General features: G+C 64.6%; 15 protein-coding genes. 5 read left to right on the top strand and 10 right to left on the bottom strand.

Annotated elements, in window-relative coordinates:
• Positions 1–365: 365 nt before the first annotated feature.
• Together ACWELQ_RS01705 and ACWELQ_RS01700 are read right to left on the bottom strand one after the other, a co-directional pair.
• Entirely contained in the window at positions 366–986 is a 621-nt protein-coding gene (locus ACWELQ_RS01705; RefSeq protein WP_452395105.1) for a hypothetical protein, read from the bottom strand.
• Positions 987–1066: 80 nt separating this feature from the next.
• Positions 1067–1783 carry a DUF998 domain-containing protein gene (locus ACWELQ_RS01700; protein WP_452395104.1) on the bottom strand — a complete coding sequence of 239 codons (717 nt, stop codon included), beginning with the start codon at positions 1781–1783 and terminating at the stop codon, positions 1067–1069.
• Positions 1784–1876: 93 nt separating this feature from the next.
• Between ACWELQ_RS01700 and ACWELQ_RS01695 the strand changes: the two genes are divergently transcribed.
• Together ACWELQ_RS01695 and ACWELQ_RS01690 are read left to right on the top strand one after the other, a co-directional pair.
• Positions 1877–2530, top strand: coding sequence for a TetR/AcrR family transcriptional regulator (locus ACWELQ_RS01695; RefSeq protein WP_452395103.1), 654 nt, complete (start codon positions 1877–1879; stop codon positions 2528–2530).
• 275 nt (positions 2531–2805) lie between these two features.
• Positions 2806–3576, top strand: coding sequence for an enoyl-CoA hydratase/isomerase family protein (locus ACWELQ_RS01690; RefSeq protein WP_452395102.1), 771 nt, complete (start codon positions 2806–2808; stop codon positions 3574–3576).
• A gap of 21 nt (positions 3577–3597) precedes the next feature.
• Here the strand turns inward: ACWELQ_RS01690 and ACWELQ_RS01685 are convergent, their stop codons facing one another.
• The 5 genes from ACWELQ_RS01685 to ACWELQ_RS01665 form a co-directional block, all read right to left on the bottom strand.
• Entirely contained in the window at positions 3598–4197 is a 600-nt protein-coding gene (locus ACWELQ_RS01685) for a TetR/AcrR family transcriptional regulator (RefSeq protein WP_452395101.1), read from the bottom strand.
• Between the two features lie 203 nt (positions 4198–4400).
• Entirely contained in the window at positions 4401–5051 is a 651-nt protein-coding gene (mtnB, locus tag ACWELQ_RS01680) for a methylthioribulose 1-phosphate dehydratase (RefSeq protein WP_452395100.1), read from the bottom strand.
• A gap of 423 nt (positions 5052–5474) precedes the next feature.
• Positions 5475–6188 carry a membrane protein YczE gene (yczE, locus tag ACWELQ_RS01675; RefSeq protein ID WP_452395099.1) on the bottom strand — a complete coding sequence of 238 codons (714 nt, stop codon included), beginning with the start codon at positions 6186–6188 and terminating at the stop codon, positions 5475–5477.
• Positions 6169–6795, bottom strand: a complete 627-nt coding sequence (locus ACWELQ_RS01670) for a hypothetical protein (RefSeq protein WP_452395098.1) — start codon at positions 6793–6795, stop codon at positions 6169–6171. The genes yczE and ACWELQ_RS01670 overlap by 20 nt, the downstream gene beginning before the upstream one ends.
• A gap of 31 nt (positions 6796–6826) precedes the next feature.
• Positions 6827–7102 (bottom strand): cysteine hydrolase family protein, encoded by a 276-nt coding sequence (locus ACWELQ_RS01665; RefSeq protein WP_452395097.1) that lies wholly within the window; start codon positions 7100–7102, stop codon positions 6827–6829.
• A 624-nt stretch (positions 7103–7726) separates the two neighbouring features.
• Here ACWELQ_RS01665 and ACWELQ_RS01660 point away from each other — a divergent pair.
• Positions 7727–8053 carry a hypothetical protein gene (locus ACWELQ_RS01660; RefSeq protein WP_452395096.1) on the top strand — a complete coding sequence of 109 codons (327 nt, stop codon included), beginning with the start codon at positions 7727–7729 and terminating at the stop codon, positions 8051–8053.
• Positions 8054–8113: 60 nt separating this feature from the next.
• Here the strand turns inward: ACWELQ_RS01660 and ACWELQ_RS01655 are convergent, their stop codons facing one another.
• From ACWELQ_RS01655 to ACWELQ_RS01645, 3 genes are read right to left on the bottom strand one after another with little or no spacing between them, the layout of a single operon-like run.
• A complete protein-coding gene (locus ACWELQ_RS01655) occupies positions 8114–8788 on the bottom strand; it encodes a TetR family transcriptional regulator C-terminal domain-containing protein (protein ID WP_452395095.1) in 675 nt (224 codons plus the stop codon).
• Complete coding sequence (locus tag ACWELQ_RS01650; RefSeq protein ID WP_452395094.1) at positions 8763–9062, bottom strand: TetR/AcrR family transcriptional regulator; 300 nt, start codon at positions 9060–9062, stop codon at positions 8763–8765. The genes ACWELQ_RS01655 and ACWELQ_RS01650 overlap by 26 nt, the downstream gene beginning before the upstream one ends.
• Before the next feature lie 25 nt (positions 9063–9087).
• Positions 9088–10254, bottom strand: a complete 1167-nt coding sequence (locus ACWELQ_RS01645; RefSeq protein ID WP_452395093.1) for a GAF domain-containing protein — start codon at positions 10252–10254, stop codon at positions 9088–9090.
• Positions 10255–10589: 335 nt separating this feature from the next.
• On the opposite strand from ACWELQ_RS01645, the gene ACWELQ_RS01640 reads away from it, so the two are divergent.
• Together ACWELQ_RS01640 and ACWELQ_RS01635 are read left to right on the top strand one after the other, a co-directional pair.
• Positions 10590–12014, top strand: coding sequence for a cytochrome P450 (locus tag ACWELQ_RS01640; RefSeq protein ID WP_452395092.1), 1425 nt, complete (start codon positions 10590–10592; stop codon positions 12012–12014).
• Between the two features lie 18 nt (positions 12015–12032).
• Positions 12033–13046, top strand: coding sequence for a GAF domain-containing protein (locus ACWELQ_RS01635; RefSeq protein ID WP_452395091.1), 1014 nt, complete (start codon positions 12033–12035; stop codon positions 13044–13046).
• Positions 13047–13705 lie beyond the last annotated feature (659 nt).

Below are 13705 nucleotides of genomic sequence, written 5' to 3'. Positions count from 1 at the left end.
GCAAACCGGGAAAACTGCATGCAGACAAGGCAAACGACACCACCGACTGGCTGGCCGACACCGCTGGGTGACCGTACGAACGATTTCCTGGGCGTCTGGTCGGCTCAACATCCGCTGCGACCGCAAGGCCATCCGCTTCCTCGATCTCACCCGGCTGCGACGCTGATCGACTACAAGAAGCTCGCGGCGGCAAAGGAGAAATCGGCGACATGAGGCACGGCCTTTTGGCCAGGTCGGCGATCAGATTGCGCTCGCAGCGCAGCACCTAGCTCGTGATCGGCATGCTGGTGTCATACATCGTGATAACCGATGAGCTGTGAAACGGTGCGAACGCCAGGGGCTGCTGCAGGCGCTGGCTGAGCGTTTTACGGCAGGATTTGAAGGCCGTTGCGGATGGTGTCCAGGTCGGCTCGGTAGAGGTCGATGTCGGCGGCGGCTACCTCGGCGTACAGCCCGATCGGGTATGTTGCGTCGCCGAAATCGTAATCGAAAAAGATGGAGTCGCCGTACATGGCAGTTTCGTTGGCGTTCTGGGCGGGGGTCGTCCCGGCGACTCGACTGCCGGCCCAGCCACATACCTCGATAGTTTCGGATAGCACTGTTTTCCAGCCTGGAGGGGTGGCCAAACTCTCGAGGAAGCCGACAGCGCGCCTGTGCGGTTCTTGAAACGTGACGGTGATCGTCGCGCTGCGGGTTCGTCCCGATTGCGGGTCGGTTCGGCGGATCGTCAATGCGGGGCCGGTATCGTCCCGCTGCTCTTGTCGCCAGCCGGGCAATTGCGGGATCTGAACCGAAAACGGCCGATCCGGCAAACGATCGGTGGTGAATACTGCACCGGCCGGATCGGCGCAGGCCGTTTTGGCAACTGTTGTGGCCGTGGCAGATTCCGATGCCGGTTCCGATGCTGACTCATTGCATGCGACGGCGCAGACTGCGGCGACCCAGGTGAGTGCGAGCCACTGCCCGGTCCTCCGGTATCTGTTCATGGATCTACAGCTTAGAACCGTCGCCGACATCGTCCGACGATTTGCCGGAATGTCGAGATGGGGCCCACATGAGACACGCACTAAGGGGTGAGATCGACACGGTCGGGTGTCCGCGGTGGTTGCTTTAATGAGTCCTTTCTGGCGTGAACGACTTTTGGACCAGCGAGGAGTATGGCGCCGATTGCGACGGTCCATACGGTGAGAGTGTCGAAAGCGAGCCGTTCGATCAGGCCGATGGCGAGGCCGAAATGATCCTTGCTGTAGAGGCCGATGCCGCCGAAGGCGGAGATCAGCAGGGCGAGGCCGGTGAACGGTGCGATAGCGGGGTACCGCCGGCGGTTGGTCGCGGCGAGTACGGCCATTCCGAATATCTGCACCAGCCATTGAGCCAAGGCGAAGGTGTCATGTAGTTCGGGATCGCGGTTCCAAGGCACCGCCCCGCATCCGGCGGTCGCCGCTCCAGCGAGGACCAGCAGTAGACAGCCTGCCCGGTGCCACCGGTCCGGCCGGGCGACCGCCCAGGCCAGCGCGCCGAGGGCGGTCAGCGCGCCGGTGGCGATCATCGCCGAATTCCACAGTGGATGCCAGGGGGAGCATACCCAGCGGCTGTTGCCCTGTTCGGCGACCGTAAGGCAGTCCGTGACGCCGAGATCGCTGATGTAGTTCGCGCCCAGGTGATACCCGTCGGTCCAGGCGGCACCGACCAGAACCGATATCACAAAATACGCCACGGTGGCTGCCCAGCAAACGCCGGCGATCTGCACCCATCGTGGACTGGGCTCGTGGCTGTTGATCACGGTGCCTCCTACCGGCAGAAGTCTTATTTCGGCCAACTGTATGAAATAAACTGTGATAGGACAATCCCTACCGCCACCACGAGGGAGAATCGGGTGCCCAAGGTCGTCGACCATGATCAACGCCGACGAGAGCTCGCCCACGCGGTCTGGCAGGTCGTGCGCGAACACGGCCTCGAGGGCGCATCAGTGCGGGCGGTCGCTCGCCAAGCCGGCTGGTCCCACAGTTCGGTGCAGTACTACTTCTCCACGCAGGCCGAACTGCTCACTTTCGCCATGCGCACCATCGATGAGCAGGCCGCGGAGCGTCTGGCCGGGCTCGAGCTGCCCGACGACCCGCTGGAGTCCACGCTGATCCTGTTGGAAACGTTGCTCCCCGTGGATTTGGACGCGCGAACCGCCACAGAGCTATGGGCCGCGTTCCTGTCCCGAGTCCTTGTCGACCGCACTGCTCGCGAGATCAACACCGGCATGAACGAACGCCTCGCGGAACTACTCCGCGAGTTGCTCGAACGGCTTGCCGCAAACCATTGGATGCCGCCGGACACCGATCTCGACCTCGAAGTCACGCGATTACACGCCTTCTTCGACGGTATCGCCCTGCACGCCGTCACCGACCCCAGCCGCATGCCGCCGGATCGAATCCGGTCACTGCTTCGCCGCCACTTCGAACAACTGCTCCAACCCGCGCCCGCCCTTCCTCAGTCGCCGATCGCTGAGACTCGTGGTGCCGAGGGTCTAAGCGTGTAGCGGCGCCGATCGAAGTCCGGAATCGGTAACCGATTCAGCCTCATCCGCGCCAGGACCACCACCCATTCGGTCGCCGAAGCGGTCGCCCGGTGCGGAGCGAGCATTCTCGCCGACAACGTCCGATGGATACCTTGCCAATCGGAGCACTGATCCATATTCTCCTAACCGGAGCACTGCTCCGATAAGAACTAGGAGGTCGACACATGTCGGATCTAAAGGATTGGCAGCACTCGGTTGGCGGCTTCGTGCCACGCCCTCGCCTCGAGGAGTACTCGGTGAAGTACGCCGACTACGCGCGTTTCGAGCGCCGCGATGGCATTCTCGAAATCGCTCTGCACACCCGCGGGGGGCCGGTGACCGCAGATGAGCACTGGTTCGCCACTCACAATGCGTGGGGGCAGCTGTGGCAGGAGGTGGGCAACGATCCCGACAACGAAGTGCTCATCCTGACCGGAACCGGGGAAGCTTGGTACCAGACGGCCGAGGCGACCGCGCAGGAGCAGAGCGACGGGTTGCTTCAAGGGCAACTCCCCGACGACCACTCCTACGAGCATCTGTACTACGACGGCACAAAGCTGTTGGAAAATCTTGTTTTCGCCGTGGATATCCCGACCATCGCTGCGATCAACGGACCCAGCATCGCGCATACCGAGGTTGCCCTGCTGTGCGACATCACCCTGGCGGCCGAGACTGCCACGATTGTCGATCCCCATTTTCTGGTCGGTGTGGTACCCGGCGACGGCCAGCAGTTGACACTACAAGAGTTGCTCGGCGCCAAGCGTGCCGCTTATCACCTCTACACCGGCCAGCCGATCGACGCACCTACTGCGCTACAGCTGGGTTTGGTCAACGAGGTACTTCCCCCCGAGCAACTGCTGAAGCGGGCGTGGGAACTGGCGGAGCTGATCGCCAGCAAGCCGCGCACAACACGGCGGTTGACCCACGCGGTGGCACAGCGCCCTTGGAAGCGGCGTCTCGTCGACGACCTCGGTTTCGGGTTCGCGCATGAGATGTTCGGAGTCACCGCGGCGCAGAAACCACATTGACCCGCATTTCGTGGCGATTGTTCAGCGCACGGTCAGGCCGTCGAACATCACGTTGAACAAATGCCGTCGGCGCTTCGCGAATGTGGCGGACTGGTCGGCGGTCCAGCCAATGGCCGCGGCGAGAGCGAACAGGTCGGCACTGTCCACGTCGGAGCGGACGGTGCCGGCCTGTCTAGCTCGATCGAGCAGTGCCTGGCCGGCATGTTGCAGATGCGCGCATTCCGCATGCAGTGGCGATTGCTCGTCGTGCAGGGTGTCGAGCATCGTCGCGGGCAGGTCGTGATAGGCGCTGGTGCCGATGCTGAACTCCCATAGCCATTCTCGCAGTGCCTCATGGGCGGGCAGGTCGCCATTGGCAAACTGAGCGGCGCGGTCGGCGAGATCGGCGAAGCGATCGTGTAACAGCTCTGCCAGTAACGCGCTGCGAGTGGGGAAGTGGCGATACAAGGTGCCCAATCCGACTTCTGCGCGGCGCGCGATATCCCGCAGGGAGGCATGGGCACCTTCCTCGGCGAAAACCTTTTTGGCTACAGCCAGGATCCGGTCACGATTCCGCTGGGCATCCGCACGCCTAAGCTGCGAGACCGTTTGCTCTGCCGCATCCACCACAGCCTTGACCATACCCAGCGTCTGCAAGATCGCCTCGGCACGGCTTGGTCATGCTTAAAGGCAGGATTCGACCTCGCTACCGGGTGGATGCATTACACCGCCGTGGCGAGCAGCCGGCGCATGAGGTCACAAGGCGGCCCCAAACCTAGGACGGTTCAGGGCGGCCGAGTGCGAGAACGTCCTGAGGGCCTGCCCGAGCCCGTTGTTCCGCGGAACTAATTGCCGCTCAGCTGAATTTCGAAGAGTCCGGTCAGGGTGGTCAGTTCGCACATGGCTTCGAGGCACTCGGCTCGGTCCCGTGCCTGCGCCAGGGAGGAGCCCCAAGCGGTGATGCCGTGCCCGGCGATGAACAGCACGGGCGGGGCGTCGGGATGTTCGGTGAGGTACTTCTCGATGTCGACGCCGATCTGCGGGACATCGGCGTGGTTGGGGAAAACCGGGATGTCGATGACATCCGGGCGCGTCGAACCGAGACCCTTGATCAGTTCGTAGCCAGCGAAACGTGTGGTGGTGACACCGGATCCGGCGGTTTTGATCGACACGGCCGTGGCGTGCGGTGGATGGACGTGGACGACCGCGTCCGCGTCGCGGGTGCGGTAGACGGCGGTGTGGATGGTGGTCTCGGCCGAGGGCTTGCGGCCGGAGTCGTCGACCGGTTTGGAATCGACGACGGCGACAGTCACCATGTCGGTGGCCGACAGTTCGCCCTTGGACAGGCCACTGGCGGTGATGACGGCCGTCGCACGTCGGCGCACAGAGATATTGCCCGCCGTTCCGGGCATCCAGCCACTCGCGTGGAGACCGCGCGCGATCTCCGCGATCTCGGTACCCGCTGCGATGGTGGCGGCCGTGCTGGGGAAAGACACGTTGATCCTTTCGTCCTTCGTGAAGTTGAGCCTGCGTTGCGGCACAAGCGAGTTGGACACACACCGGTGTCGAGCCGACTGCGCTGCCTTTTCCGGGGCGCGACGATTACTCGTCCCTGGTAACCCGATCCCAGATCCCCGAGTGTGTTGGCCTCGTAGGCCGTGGCGGTATCGATGGAACCGAGTTTTCCAGCTGTTCGGCGACATTGACCTGCCAGCGCTGGGAACGTCAGTACGCATCTACTTTTCAGATATGCAAGTAGATTCCTGGGGAACACTGCTAGGAGCCCGGAGTTTGGCGCTGTGGCGCCAGAACGGCTGTCGCCGAGCGAAATACGCTGAATCAGTCCGACTTCCAAGGACGGCACAAGTGCTTACTCTCCCAACGGCCTTACGGCGCGGACCTCATTGCGGAGGCGCTCCTCAAGACCGGCCGACTGCTTGCACGGTGCTTTCGCTAGCACTGCGGTAGGCGAACCAGGATAGGAAGAATTGGGCGATCGGGCCCACCAGCAAGGCGTACATCACCGTGCCGATACCCACGGTTCCGCCGAGAACCCAGCCCACCGCTAGCACGGCAAGCTCGATCAAAGTGCGGACGAACCGGATGGAACGGCCGGTCGTAGCGGAGGTGCCGGTCATCAGGCCGTCACGGGGGCCCGGGCCGAAGCGCGCGCCGACATAGACGGCGATGGACAGGCCATTGAGAACGACACACCCGATGGCCAGGACAACACGGGCCGGGAGCCCGAGGTGTTGAGGAATGAGCGAGAGGCCCAGGTCGGAGGAGAACCCTACAACGATGATGTTGGCGAAGGTACCCAATGTCGGCTTCTGTGCGAGGGGGATCCACAGCAGGAGTACGAGAACACCCAGCAGGGCACTGATCATGCCGAAGCTCAGCGGGGTGTGACGCTCCAGCCCTTCGTACAAGACGCTCCAGGGATTGACGCCCAGGTAGGTGCGGACCATGACCGAGAGGCTGAACCCGTACAGGGCGAGACCGACGAACAATTGGAGAAGCCGTCTGAACGGCCGCTCCGCGAGGCGGACGTAGGTGAGCGGAGGCAGGGACGGTCGTGCGCGGGACGCTGACGGACCCCCGTCCGGAACCTCCTCAACCGAGTCCTTGCCCATTGACCTTCGCGATCGTCTGCTCCACATCGGTCGGCTGGTGCTCGTGTGCCTGCCGGTCAGCTACGTTGGATGTACCTGTCACATGGAATCGTGTTGGCGCCGTGGGTGATTGGAACAGAAGGATTACACCGGTGTAAAATTCGCCGTTCGCGATCTCGTCCTCGGTTCGACTGAACCGGACGAAGGCCGAATCGACGGCAAAGTCGACCACATAGCGGGAATCGAGCGGGAATCGGTAGTCCTCTTCTCGATCCGACCACTGGCGCAGGTTTACAGCGGGAAAGAGATAGAGCCCAGGCGGCTCGCGCCGATGCAGATACCGGCTCAGGAAGTTGATCCCGGCACGAAGAGATTGTGGCGAAGGCAGAGTGTCCATTCCCTCAAGAGGCAGAGCTAAGCCGGCGACAACACCTGTCCGATTCGATGTGTCGACACCTTGGCAGAGCGCACGAAATGCGCTCGCGCTGTCCGCGAGCAACCGCGAGGGGTCCGTCATGTTCTCGGTGCTGAACCCGAATTCGTCGATGTGGCGGGAAAACAGGCTGTGCTCTGCTTCGTCAGCAACCTGCGAAGCCCACCGTCTGATCGCATCTGGATCAATGGCCATCGATAATGTCCGTCCGTTCTGTTTCGGGAACTCAGCCGTGCCAGTCGGCGCATGTGGCGGCCTTGAATCCGCGGCTGGGAAAGACCGAGTCCATGAAGAAGTCGTGGATTGCCGGGTCTACGTCTGTGCATCCGTCGCGTAGCACGGTGATGTCGTAGTCGCGGTCGGCGGCACCGTAGCAGGTTGCGGCCACCATCGCGGAGGTCGCGACACCGCCGATGGTGAGAGCGGTGACTCCCTGCGCGCGGAGTACAAGGTCGAGGTCGTTTCCTTCGAACGCACTGGCACGCCTTTTCGGCACCGTCACGTCGGTGCTTGCGACCGGCCGATCGATTTCCGATGCGGCGATGTCTCGTGGAAGTTCTCGTCAGCTTCATAGAACGATCTGAGCAGGGTTGCGCGGTGGAATGTCGCTGCCGCTGTCACGGAAGGCGAAGCGCACGAACACGACCAGCGCTCCGGACCCGCGGGCGCGGGGAGTAGCTCGATGAGGGACGCGCGGGGCTTTCGGGCGAAAGCGAAGTTGGTCGTGAGACCCCGCTGCAGATCGCCGATGATCAATGCGGTTCGGGGCATGCTGGTGTCCTGACTGATAGGGAGGATTCAACTCGTTTGGTTCGCCGAGGGCTCGGGCGAACGAGTCCTCCGGGGCGTTGCAACCTTTCAGTTTCGGCCTGAAGTCCGTCAAGCAGCGGAAGCGACATCGATGTCACCGTCGGCAACAGTGCACAACGGATCATCGCTTTCTCTCAGTACCAGCAGATCGAGATCGCCGCAGCCGGGTGTCCCAGTGTCGGGAAGTCGCTGGCGCGGAGCAGATGGAAAGCTAGGTTCCGCCGATTTCCTTGTCGGCGAGAAGATAGCCCAGGTTCGGGGATTTGGGATCCGGTTGATGCCTCGCCACAGAGGCGAAAGGAACAGAGTGTTCTTCATGAGAATCGATCGGCGCGGACTGCTGGCGGGCCTTGCCGTCGCGGGCGCCCTCGCCACCGCCCCGCTCACGGTGTCAATTGCGCCCGCTACCGCCGAGCTCTCGGCGGCGGCGCATGCCGATCCGCAGACATACGATCTCGCAAACTGCGATCAGCCAGAGTTCAAGGACGACAAGGATTTCCAAGACTGGTGCACGAGAGTCCTTTGGGACAAGAATCCCTCGAATCCGGCCAATCCAAACAGCCTGCTCAACCCGAACAACCCGCTCAGCCCCCTCAACCCAATCGGCCCTATGAATCCCAGCAGTCCGATGAATCGGCACTGACGCCTAGGTCCGCGTGAGTTTCTCGGGCGTCTGAAATCGGTTGCGGTGCAGGGTTATTTCCTAGCGCCCAACTGGCCAGCCGTACCTGCCGGCCGAGTTCGAAGCTGGCCCTCGGGCACATTCCAGTGCTCGATAGCATTGGACGGAACGGTGGGCTGTCACACTTCGCCGAAGCTGATGCCGATAAAGGTCGTGGGTGTTACTGTGCCGATACCGTTCGGGGTCCGTGAGGTTGTCATCGATGTTCCTTGGGCGCCAGGCCCTCCGGCCTTCGACAGCGGCGCACACGCTGCCGGGAGGCGCCGGGGTCGCCGCCGGCAGGGGCAATGGGGACCTGTCATCAGTTACATGGGCGCCACATGTGAGTCCGGATTTCACGGGAGCATCTCGTGCCGGTCCAAAGGTCACCCGTTTGGTACTACGAGCAGGTTTCCGCCGACTGGCCGGATCAGCTGATCGAAGTGGCTCGCAACAGCAGTCAACCTTGTCGGGCGGCATGCGGTCGGGGTCGGTAACCGCATGCTGGGCGATACCGTCGAATAGGACATGCAGTCGCGCGTCCTCCAGGTCGAGGTCGAAATCCGGCAGCAGATGCCGGGTTTCGACCAATCGCTCGAGTAGTTCCCTGAGTAGCTCGGCGAGCCGCTCGTTCATCCCGGTGTTGATCTCGCGGGCGGTGTAGTCGACAAGCGCGCGAAAGGAAGGATGCCTACAACTCCGTGGCCGTGCGGGCATCCGGATCCAAGGAAAGCAGCGTTTCCAGCAGCAGAAGCGTGGATGCGAGCGGGTCGTCGGGCAGCTCGAGTCCGGTCAGCCGCTCCTCGGCCCGCTCGCCGATGGTGCGCATGGCGAAGGTGAGCAGTTCGGCCTGGGTGGCGAAATAGTGCTGCACCGAGCTATGGGACCAGCTGGCCTGGCGGGCGACCGCCCGCACCGACGCGCCTTCGACGCCGTGCTCGCGGACGACCTGCCAGACTGCGCGGGCTAATTCGCGGCGGAGCGCTGTCACCGTCTGAAGCCTCACCTGTGGTCGGTCAGTGTCGGGGCTTGGATTTGTTGGCCTGGTTGGCCATTTCCTGGCATGCCTTGCAGTGACGGACGACGGGTACGGGGATCTCGCCCATGGGTGTGATGTCGAGCAGGGCTTGGGGCCGGTCTCCGTCCAAGATCCGAGTCCATTTGGCGTCCAGCAGCATCCAGTCCTCGCCGGGGGCGAAGCGGACACGGGCGCGGGTGGTGGCGGTGTCCTCGACACCGGCGGCCAGGGCGAACACCGCGTTCACGACGGCGAGTTTGTCGCCTTCGTGGAATTCGGGGTTGTGGTGGCGCCAGGCGGCCAGCGGGCTGGTCGGCGACACCAGCCACTCGTGAATGAATCCCGTCTTGAGATCCAGCAGCGCGAGCGCGTGACCTGGAGGAATCGGCATGTGGCGCACGGCTGCGAGGGCGAGGTCGGGGCGGCCGGGGGTGGCGCTAGCGGAGACGTCGGCGACGACCGCGCGGACGCGGCGTTCACCGCGGACGTGGGTGGCGCGGGCGGCAATGAACACGTGGTGGCGTTCGCCGTACTCGTCACGGCTGACCGCGGTGCCCGACCAGCGATCGGCCGGGGTGTCGACGGTGGGCAAGTTGAACATCGCCAGGAACCCGTGGTGGTCGATGGATTCGAACCCAGCGAGGATTTCCGGGATGGTGTGCCCGGTCAACGCGTCGCCGGCCGGGGTGCGCAGCAGGAACATCGCGGCCGGGTTGGCGGAGACGATTCCCGAGCCGTCCCACTCAGCCGCCCCAAGGACCGGAATCCGAGGCAGCGGTTCGCTGATGTTGCCGCACCACATTGCGATGGCCTGCACGACTCCGGCCGGGCCGAGAACGGGCACGCCGATCAGGTGCTGGACGCGCTCGTCGGTGAGGGTGACGTACTTGCTGCGGGTGCGACCGCTGTCGTAGACGTCACGGATGAGTGGTTCCATTCTGCGCGCGACGCTTCCGACGCGGGCGATGGAGGAGCGGTTGAGGCGGGAGAACTCGCGCGGGGCGTCGCCGTCCAGGACGACGCTGGCGTTCTCGGGGCCGTCCATGGTGTCGATGACGACCCACCCCCAGCGGGAGGCGACCGATTCACCGGTGCCGGGCGTGGCGGGCTGGTCGCCGGCGGGTGCGGGAACGAGCTCGGACGGGTCGGGGTGGATGTCGAACATGACGGGACCTCCCTTACGGTGACGTGTTCGTTCGCCGCAAAGCCCGGATGGCGGTGTGCGGTGTCGGGGTGGTGGGGTGCGGAAACGAAACATGGGCGGCCTCCTGGGGTGGGCGTCGGAATCCGATCAGCAAACTCACGCCCCACAGCTGCGGGGTGGAGGTGATCCGGATGTAGTTGGCGACGCCACCAGGGGAAACCGCCCGGCGCAAGATCAGTAGAACACTGCGAAGTTGTGACGTCAATCACTTTCAAGATCGCGGCCGGTTACCGTCCAGTTGCGGATAGGGCGTGGTTATCGCCCTATCCGGGCTCGGGAAATGAGAGCCTCGAGCAATGACCGCTGCCGCTGTGCTGCCCCTGGACCAGTTGCCCCACGCACCAGGGCGGCTACCGATCCTGGGGGACGTGGCCAGCGTGGACCGCCACCATCCGACCCAGCACGAACTGACGCTCTCGCGCACACTCGGCCCGATCTTCCAGCGAAAACTGTTGGCCAGCCGCGTCATCGTCGTCGCCGGAGCCCATCTGGCGACGCAAGCCTGCGACGAGGCGGCGTGGGCGCGGTGTCTGGCCGGGCCGGGGGAGACGCTGCGGCAGATCGTGCCGACCGGGCTGTTCACTGCCAAGAGTCGGGATCCGTTGTGGGGCATGGCGCATCGCATCCTGCTGCCCGGGTTCACGCAAGCGGCGATGCGCACCTACCACCAGGCCATGACGACCGTCGCCGACGACCTGCTCACCGGGTGGGCGGCCGCACCGGGCGGGGTGGTGGACGTGCACGAGTCGATGACGGCCGCCACGTTGGAAGTGATTGCGCGCGCGGGGTTTTCCCGCCGTTTCGGGCTGCTGGGCGAACCGTCACCCGGGACGGTGGATTCTCGGTGGTTCGTCGAGGCGCTGGCGCGGATCCTGCGATGGGCCAGCGATCAGACCAACGACCTGCCCGTGGTCGGCGCGGTCCGCACCCGCCTACAAGCCAAACGGATTCAGCGCGATATCGCGGACGCGCGTGGCTGGGTCGTCGAGATGATCACCGAACGCCGCGGCGAGGCGGTCGCGCAGAAGGATCTGCTCGGGTTGATGCTCAGTCAGACCGATCCCGAGACCGGGAAACCGTTGCCCGACAGCAATATCGCCGACCAGGTGCTCACCTTCCTCGTCGCCGGGCACGAAACCACCGCCGCCCTGCTCGAGGCCGCCCTGCACTACCTCGCCGCCGACCCCGACCTGCAACAGCGATTGCGGGACGAGGTCACCGCGCGGGGCGGGACCGCTACCTACGACGCGGTCGCCGGGATGCGCGGGATCCGCAACCTGCTCAACGAGGTGCTGCGGCTACATCCGCCGGTCCCGGGCCTGTTCCGGGTCGCGCGCGAAGACCAGATCCTGGGCGGCTACCGGATCCCGGCCGGGCAGGCGGTGTTCGTGCTTTCCCTTGCCGCACACCGCGACCCGGCCGTGTGGGGCCAGAGTGCCGAAGTGTTCGATCCGTCGCGGTTCGACGCCGCGTGCCGCCGGGAGTTCCCGGAAGCGTTCTTCAAGCCGTTCGGCTCGGGCCCGCGGGCGTGTATCGGGATGGCGTTCGCGATGCACGAGGCAGCGCTGCTGGTAGCCGCGATCCTGGCCAGCAACAATCTGGCATTCGAGGTCGGTGTCGAGGCACGAAATGTCCGTTCCGGTCTGCGACTGTACGAGCGGGGAACGCTGCGACCTGAGCCCTACACGCTGGTCGCGACCCCGCTCCCGAACGCTGTCTGACTCGAAAGGAACAGGCGTGTGACCTGGTATTTCGTCGAGTGCTTGGCGCTGGCTCCCGAGCCGATGACGATCATCAACAAAGACGGCCAGCCCCGCGAGTGGACCTCGCTGAGAGCATTGCAGCGCCACGAGAACCTCGATATCGACGCCCTCCTGGAACAGGTCCGCGAGCAAGGTAGCGGCGAGACGGTCGAGCAGGTCGTGGCGACCTTCCCGGGCGGGCAGAAGTTCGTGCGGATCGTGCCGGTGGTGGGTCCGACCGGCGACGTGTACGGCATGCGCGTCTGGATCGGTGACCTCGACGAGGACCCCGGCCAGGCGCGCCCGGCGGCGGGATTGTGTTTCCACCTGGCCACGCTGGAAGCGCAGCTGACCGAGGAGTCCTGGGCGATGTCGAACCTGCCCGAGGACGTCGCACCCCACCCGGGCACCTTGTCACCGGCGGAGATGTTCCGCCGGGTGGTGCGCTACGACGCGATCAACGAACTCGTCGGCATGGGCATCGAGCCGGATCCGACCGCGATCCACGACGCCCGGCTCACCGTGCTGCACAACGACGGCCGTCTCATGTTCTGGCAGGCCGCCGCGCGAGGCCGCAAAGACGATGTCCACACCGGCATGCGGGGTCTGAACATCGACATCTCCGACGTGCAGGCCCCCACGATCAGCCCGCTGGAAGCCCTGGGCCTGGGGGAGGCGGCTCCGGCTGACGGGCCCGCGGCCGCGCTGGTGGCCGCGACCGCGTCGGTGGATCGGCCGGTGATCGCCGAATGGATCGGCAAGCCCCCGACCTGGATCGATTGGGAACGCGAGAACGGCGACACCCAGGTCTTCCACCCCGAGGACTGGGACCGCATCCGCAGCGATTTCGGGGCACTGACCGAAGGCCAGGAAAGCGTGCTGTCCGCCCGCATCCGCGCCTTCACCGAATCCGGCTGGGCACCGGTCGAACTGCGGTCGCGCCGCTACCCGGGCGAGGTCGGTGCCAATCTGCACGTCGTGCGCATCATCCGCCAGGACACGACCGGCTAGAACTGCGCTGAGCCGGTAGGGATTTCACCGTTCGGCTGCCCGCCCCCTCCCGCGCGGGCAGCCGAACCACCCCGAAAATCCGGGTGTTGATCGGCCGCTGAAAAAACAAACCTCGCGCCCTGTTGCGTGGGTCACTTTCGCGGGTTTACTCTGAGCCTCACTCGATCAAGAGCAACAGTTCGGCAATCGGGTACTTGTTAGCCAGGGTCTGTGATGGCAGCCCTGAAGGTGTAGCTCGAACCTCCTGGTTCGGCACGCATTCCTTCATCCGATCCCCTTTTCCGCCCAGTGAATTGCTGTGCGTGCGTGGGGATCTCGCCTGCCATCTCCCGAAAGGGGACCCGTCATGCACGCTCACGCGCTCTTTCACCCCACTCTCAAGGGCACCCGGCCCGCTGTCGTGACGCGGGTTCGGGGGTGCTGGCGGCCTCGTCGGTCCAGGTCAACCTCGGGACCTTTGACCGGCGGGGCCGCCGCGCGAATCCCCGCACGTATCCGGGTGTCGTCCCCAATCGAGTTGGTGGCCAGGGCTTTTGCCCTCATGATCTCCGACACGCGCGCCCGCCTCACCCATGCATGGTGTCGGCGGTCGTTGGCGCGCCGGACCAATTGTGCTGCGCCATCAACGCCGATGCGCTGCGCGGGCTTTTCGGTGAGCC

The sequence above is a fragment of the Nocardia sp. NPDC004722 genome (assembly GCF_053601505.1).
This window is presented reverse-complemented; position numbering and strand designations above follow the sequence as displayed.

Excerpts from the sequence above, each read along its gene's own strand:
- yczE (WP_452395099.1), bottom strand. The coding sequence starts at position 6,188 with ATGGGCAAGGACTCGGTTGAGGAGGTTCCGGACGGGGGTCCGTCAGCG.
- ACWELQ_RS01670 (WP_452395098.1), bottom strand. The coding sequence starts at position 6,795 with ATGGCCATTGATCCAGATGCGATCAGACGGTGGGCTTCGCAGGTTGCT.
- ACWELQ_RS01685 (WP_452395101.1), bottom strand. The coding sequence starts at position 4,197 with ATGGTCAAGGCTGTGGTGGATGCGGCAGAGCAAACGGTCTCGCAGCTT.
- ACWELQ_RS01660 (WP_452395096.1), top strand. The coding sequence starts at position 7,727 with ATGAGAATCGATCGGCGCGGACTGCTGGCGGGCCTTGCCGTCGCGGGC.
- ACWELQ_RS01645 (WP_452395093.1), bottom strand. The coding sequence starts at position 10,254 with ATGTTCGACATCCACCCCGACCCGTCCGAGCTCGTTCCCGCACCCGCC.
- ACWELQ_RS01640 (WP_452395092.1), top strand. The coding sequence starts at position 10,590 with ATGACCGCTGCCGCTGTGCTGCCCCTGGACCAGTTGCCCCACGCACCA.
- ACWELQ_RS01655 (WP_452395095.1), bottom strand. The coding sequence starts at position 8,788 with ATGCCCGCACGGCCACGGAGTTGTAGGCATCCTTCCTTTCGCGCGCTT.
- ACWELQ_RS01705 (WP_452395105.1), bottom strand. The coding sequence starts at position 986 with ATGAACAGATACCGGAGGACCGGGCAGTGGCTCGCACTCACCTGGGTC.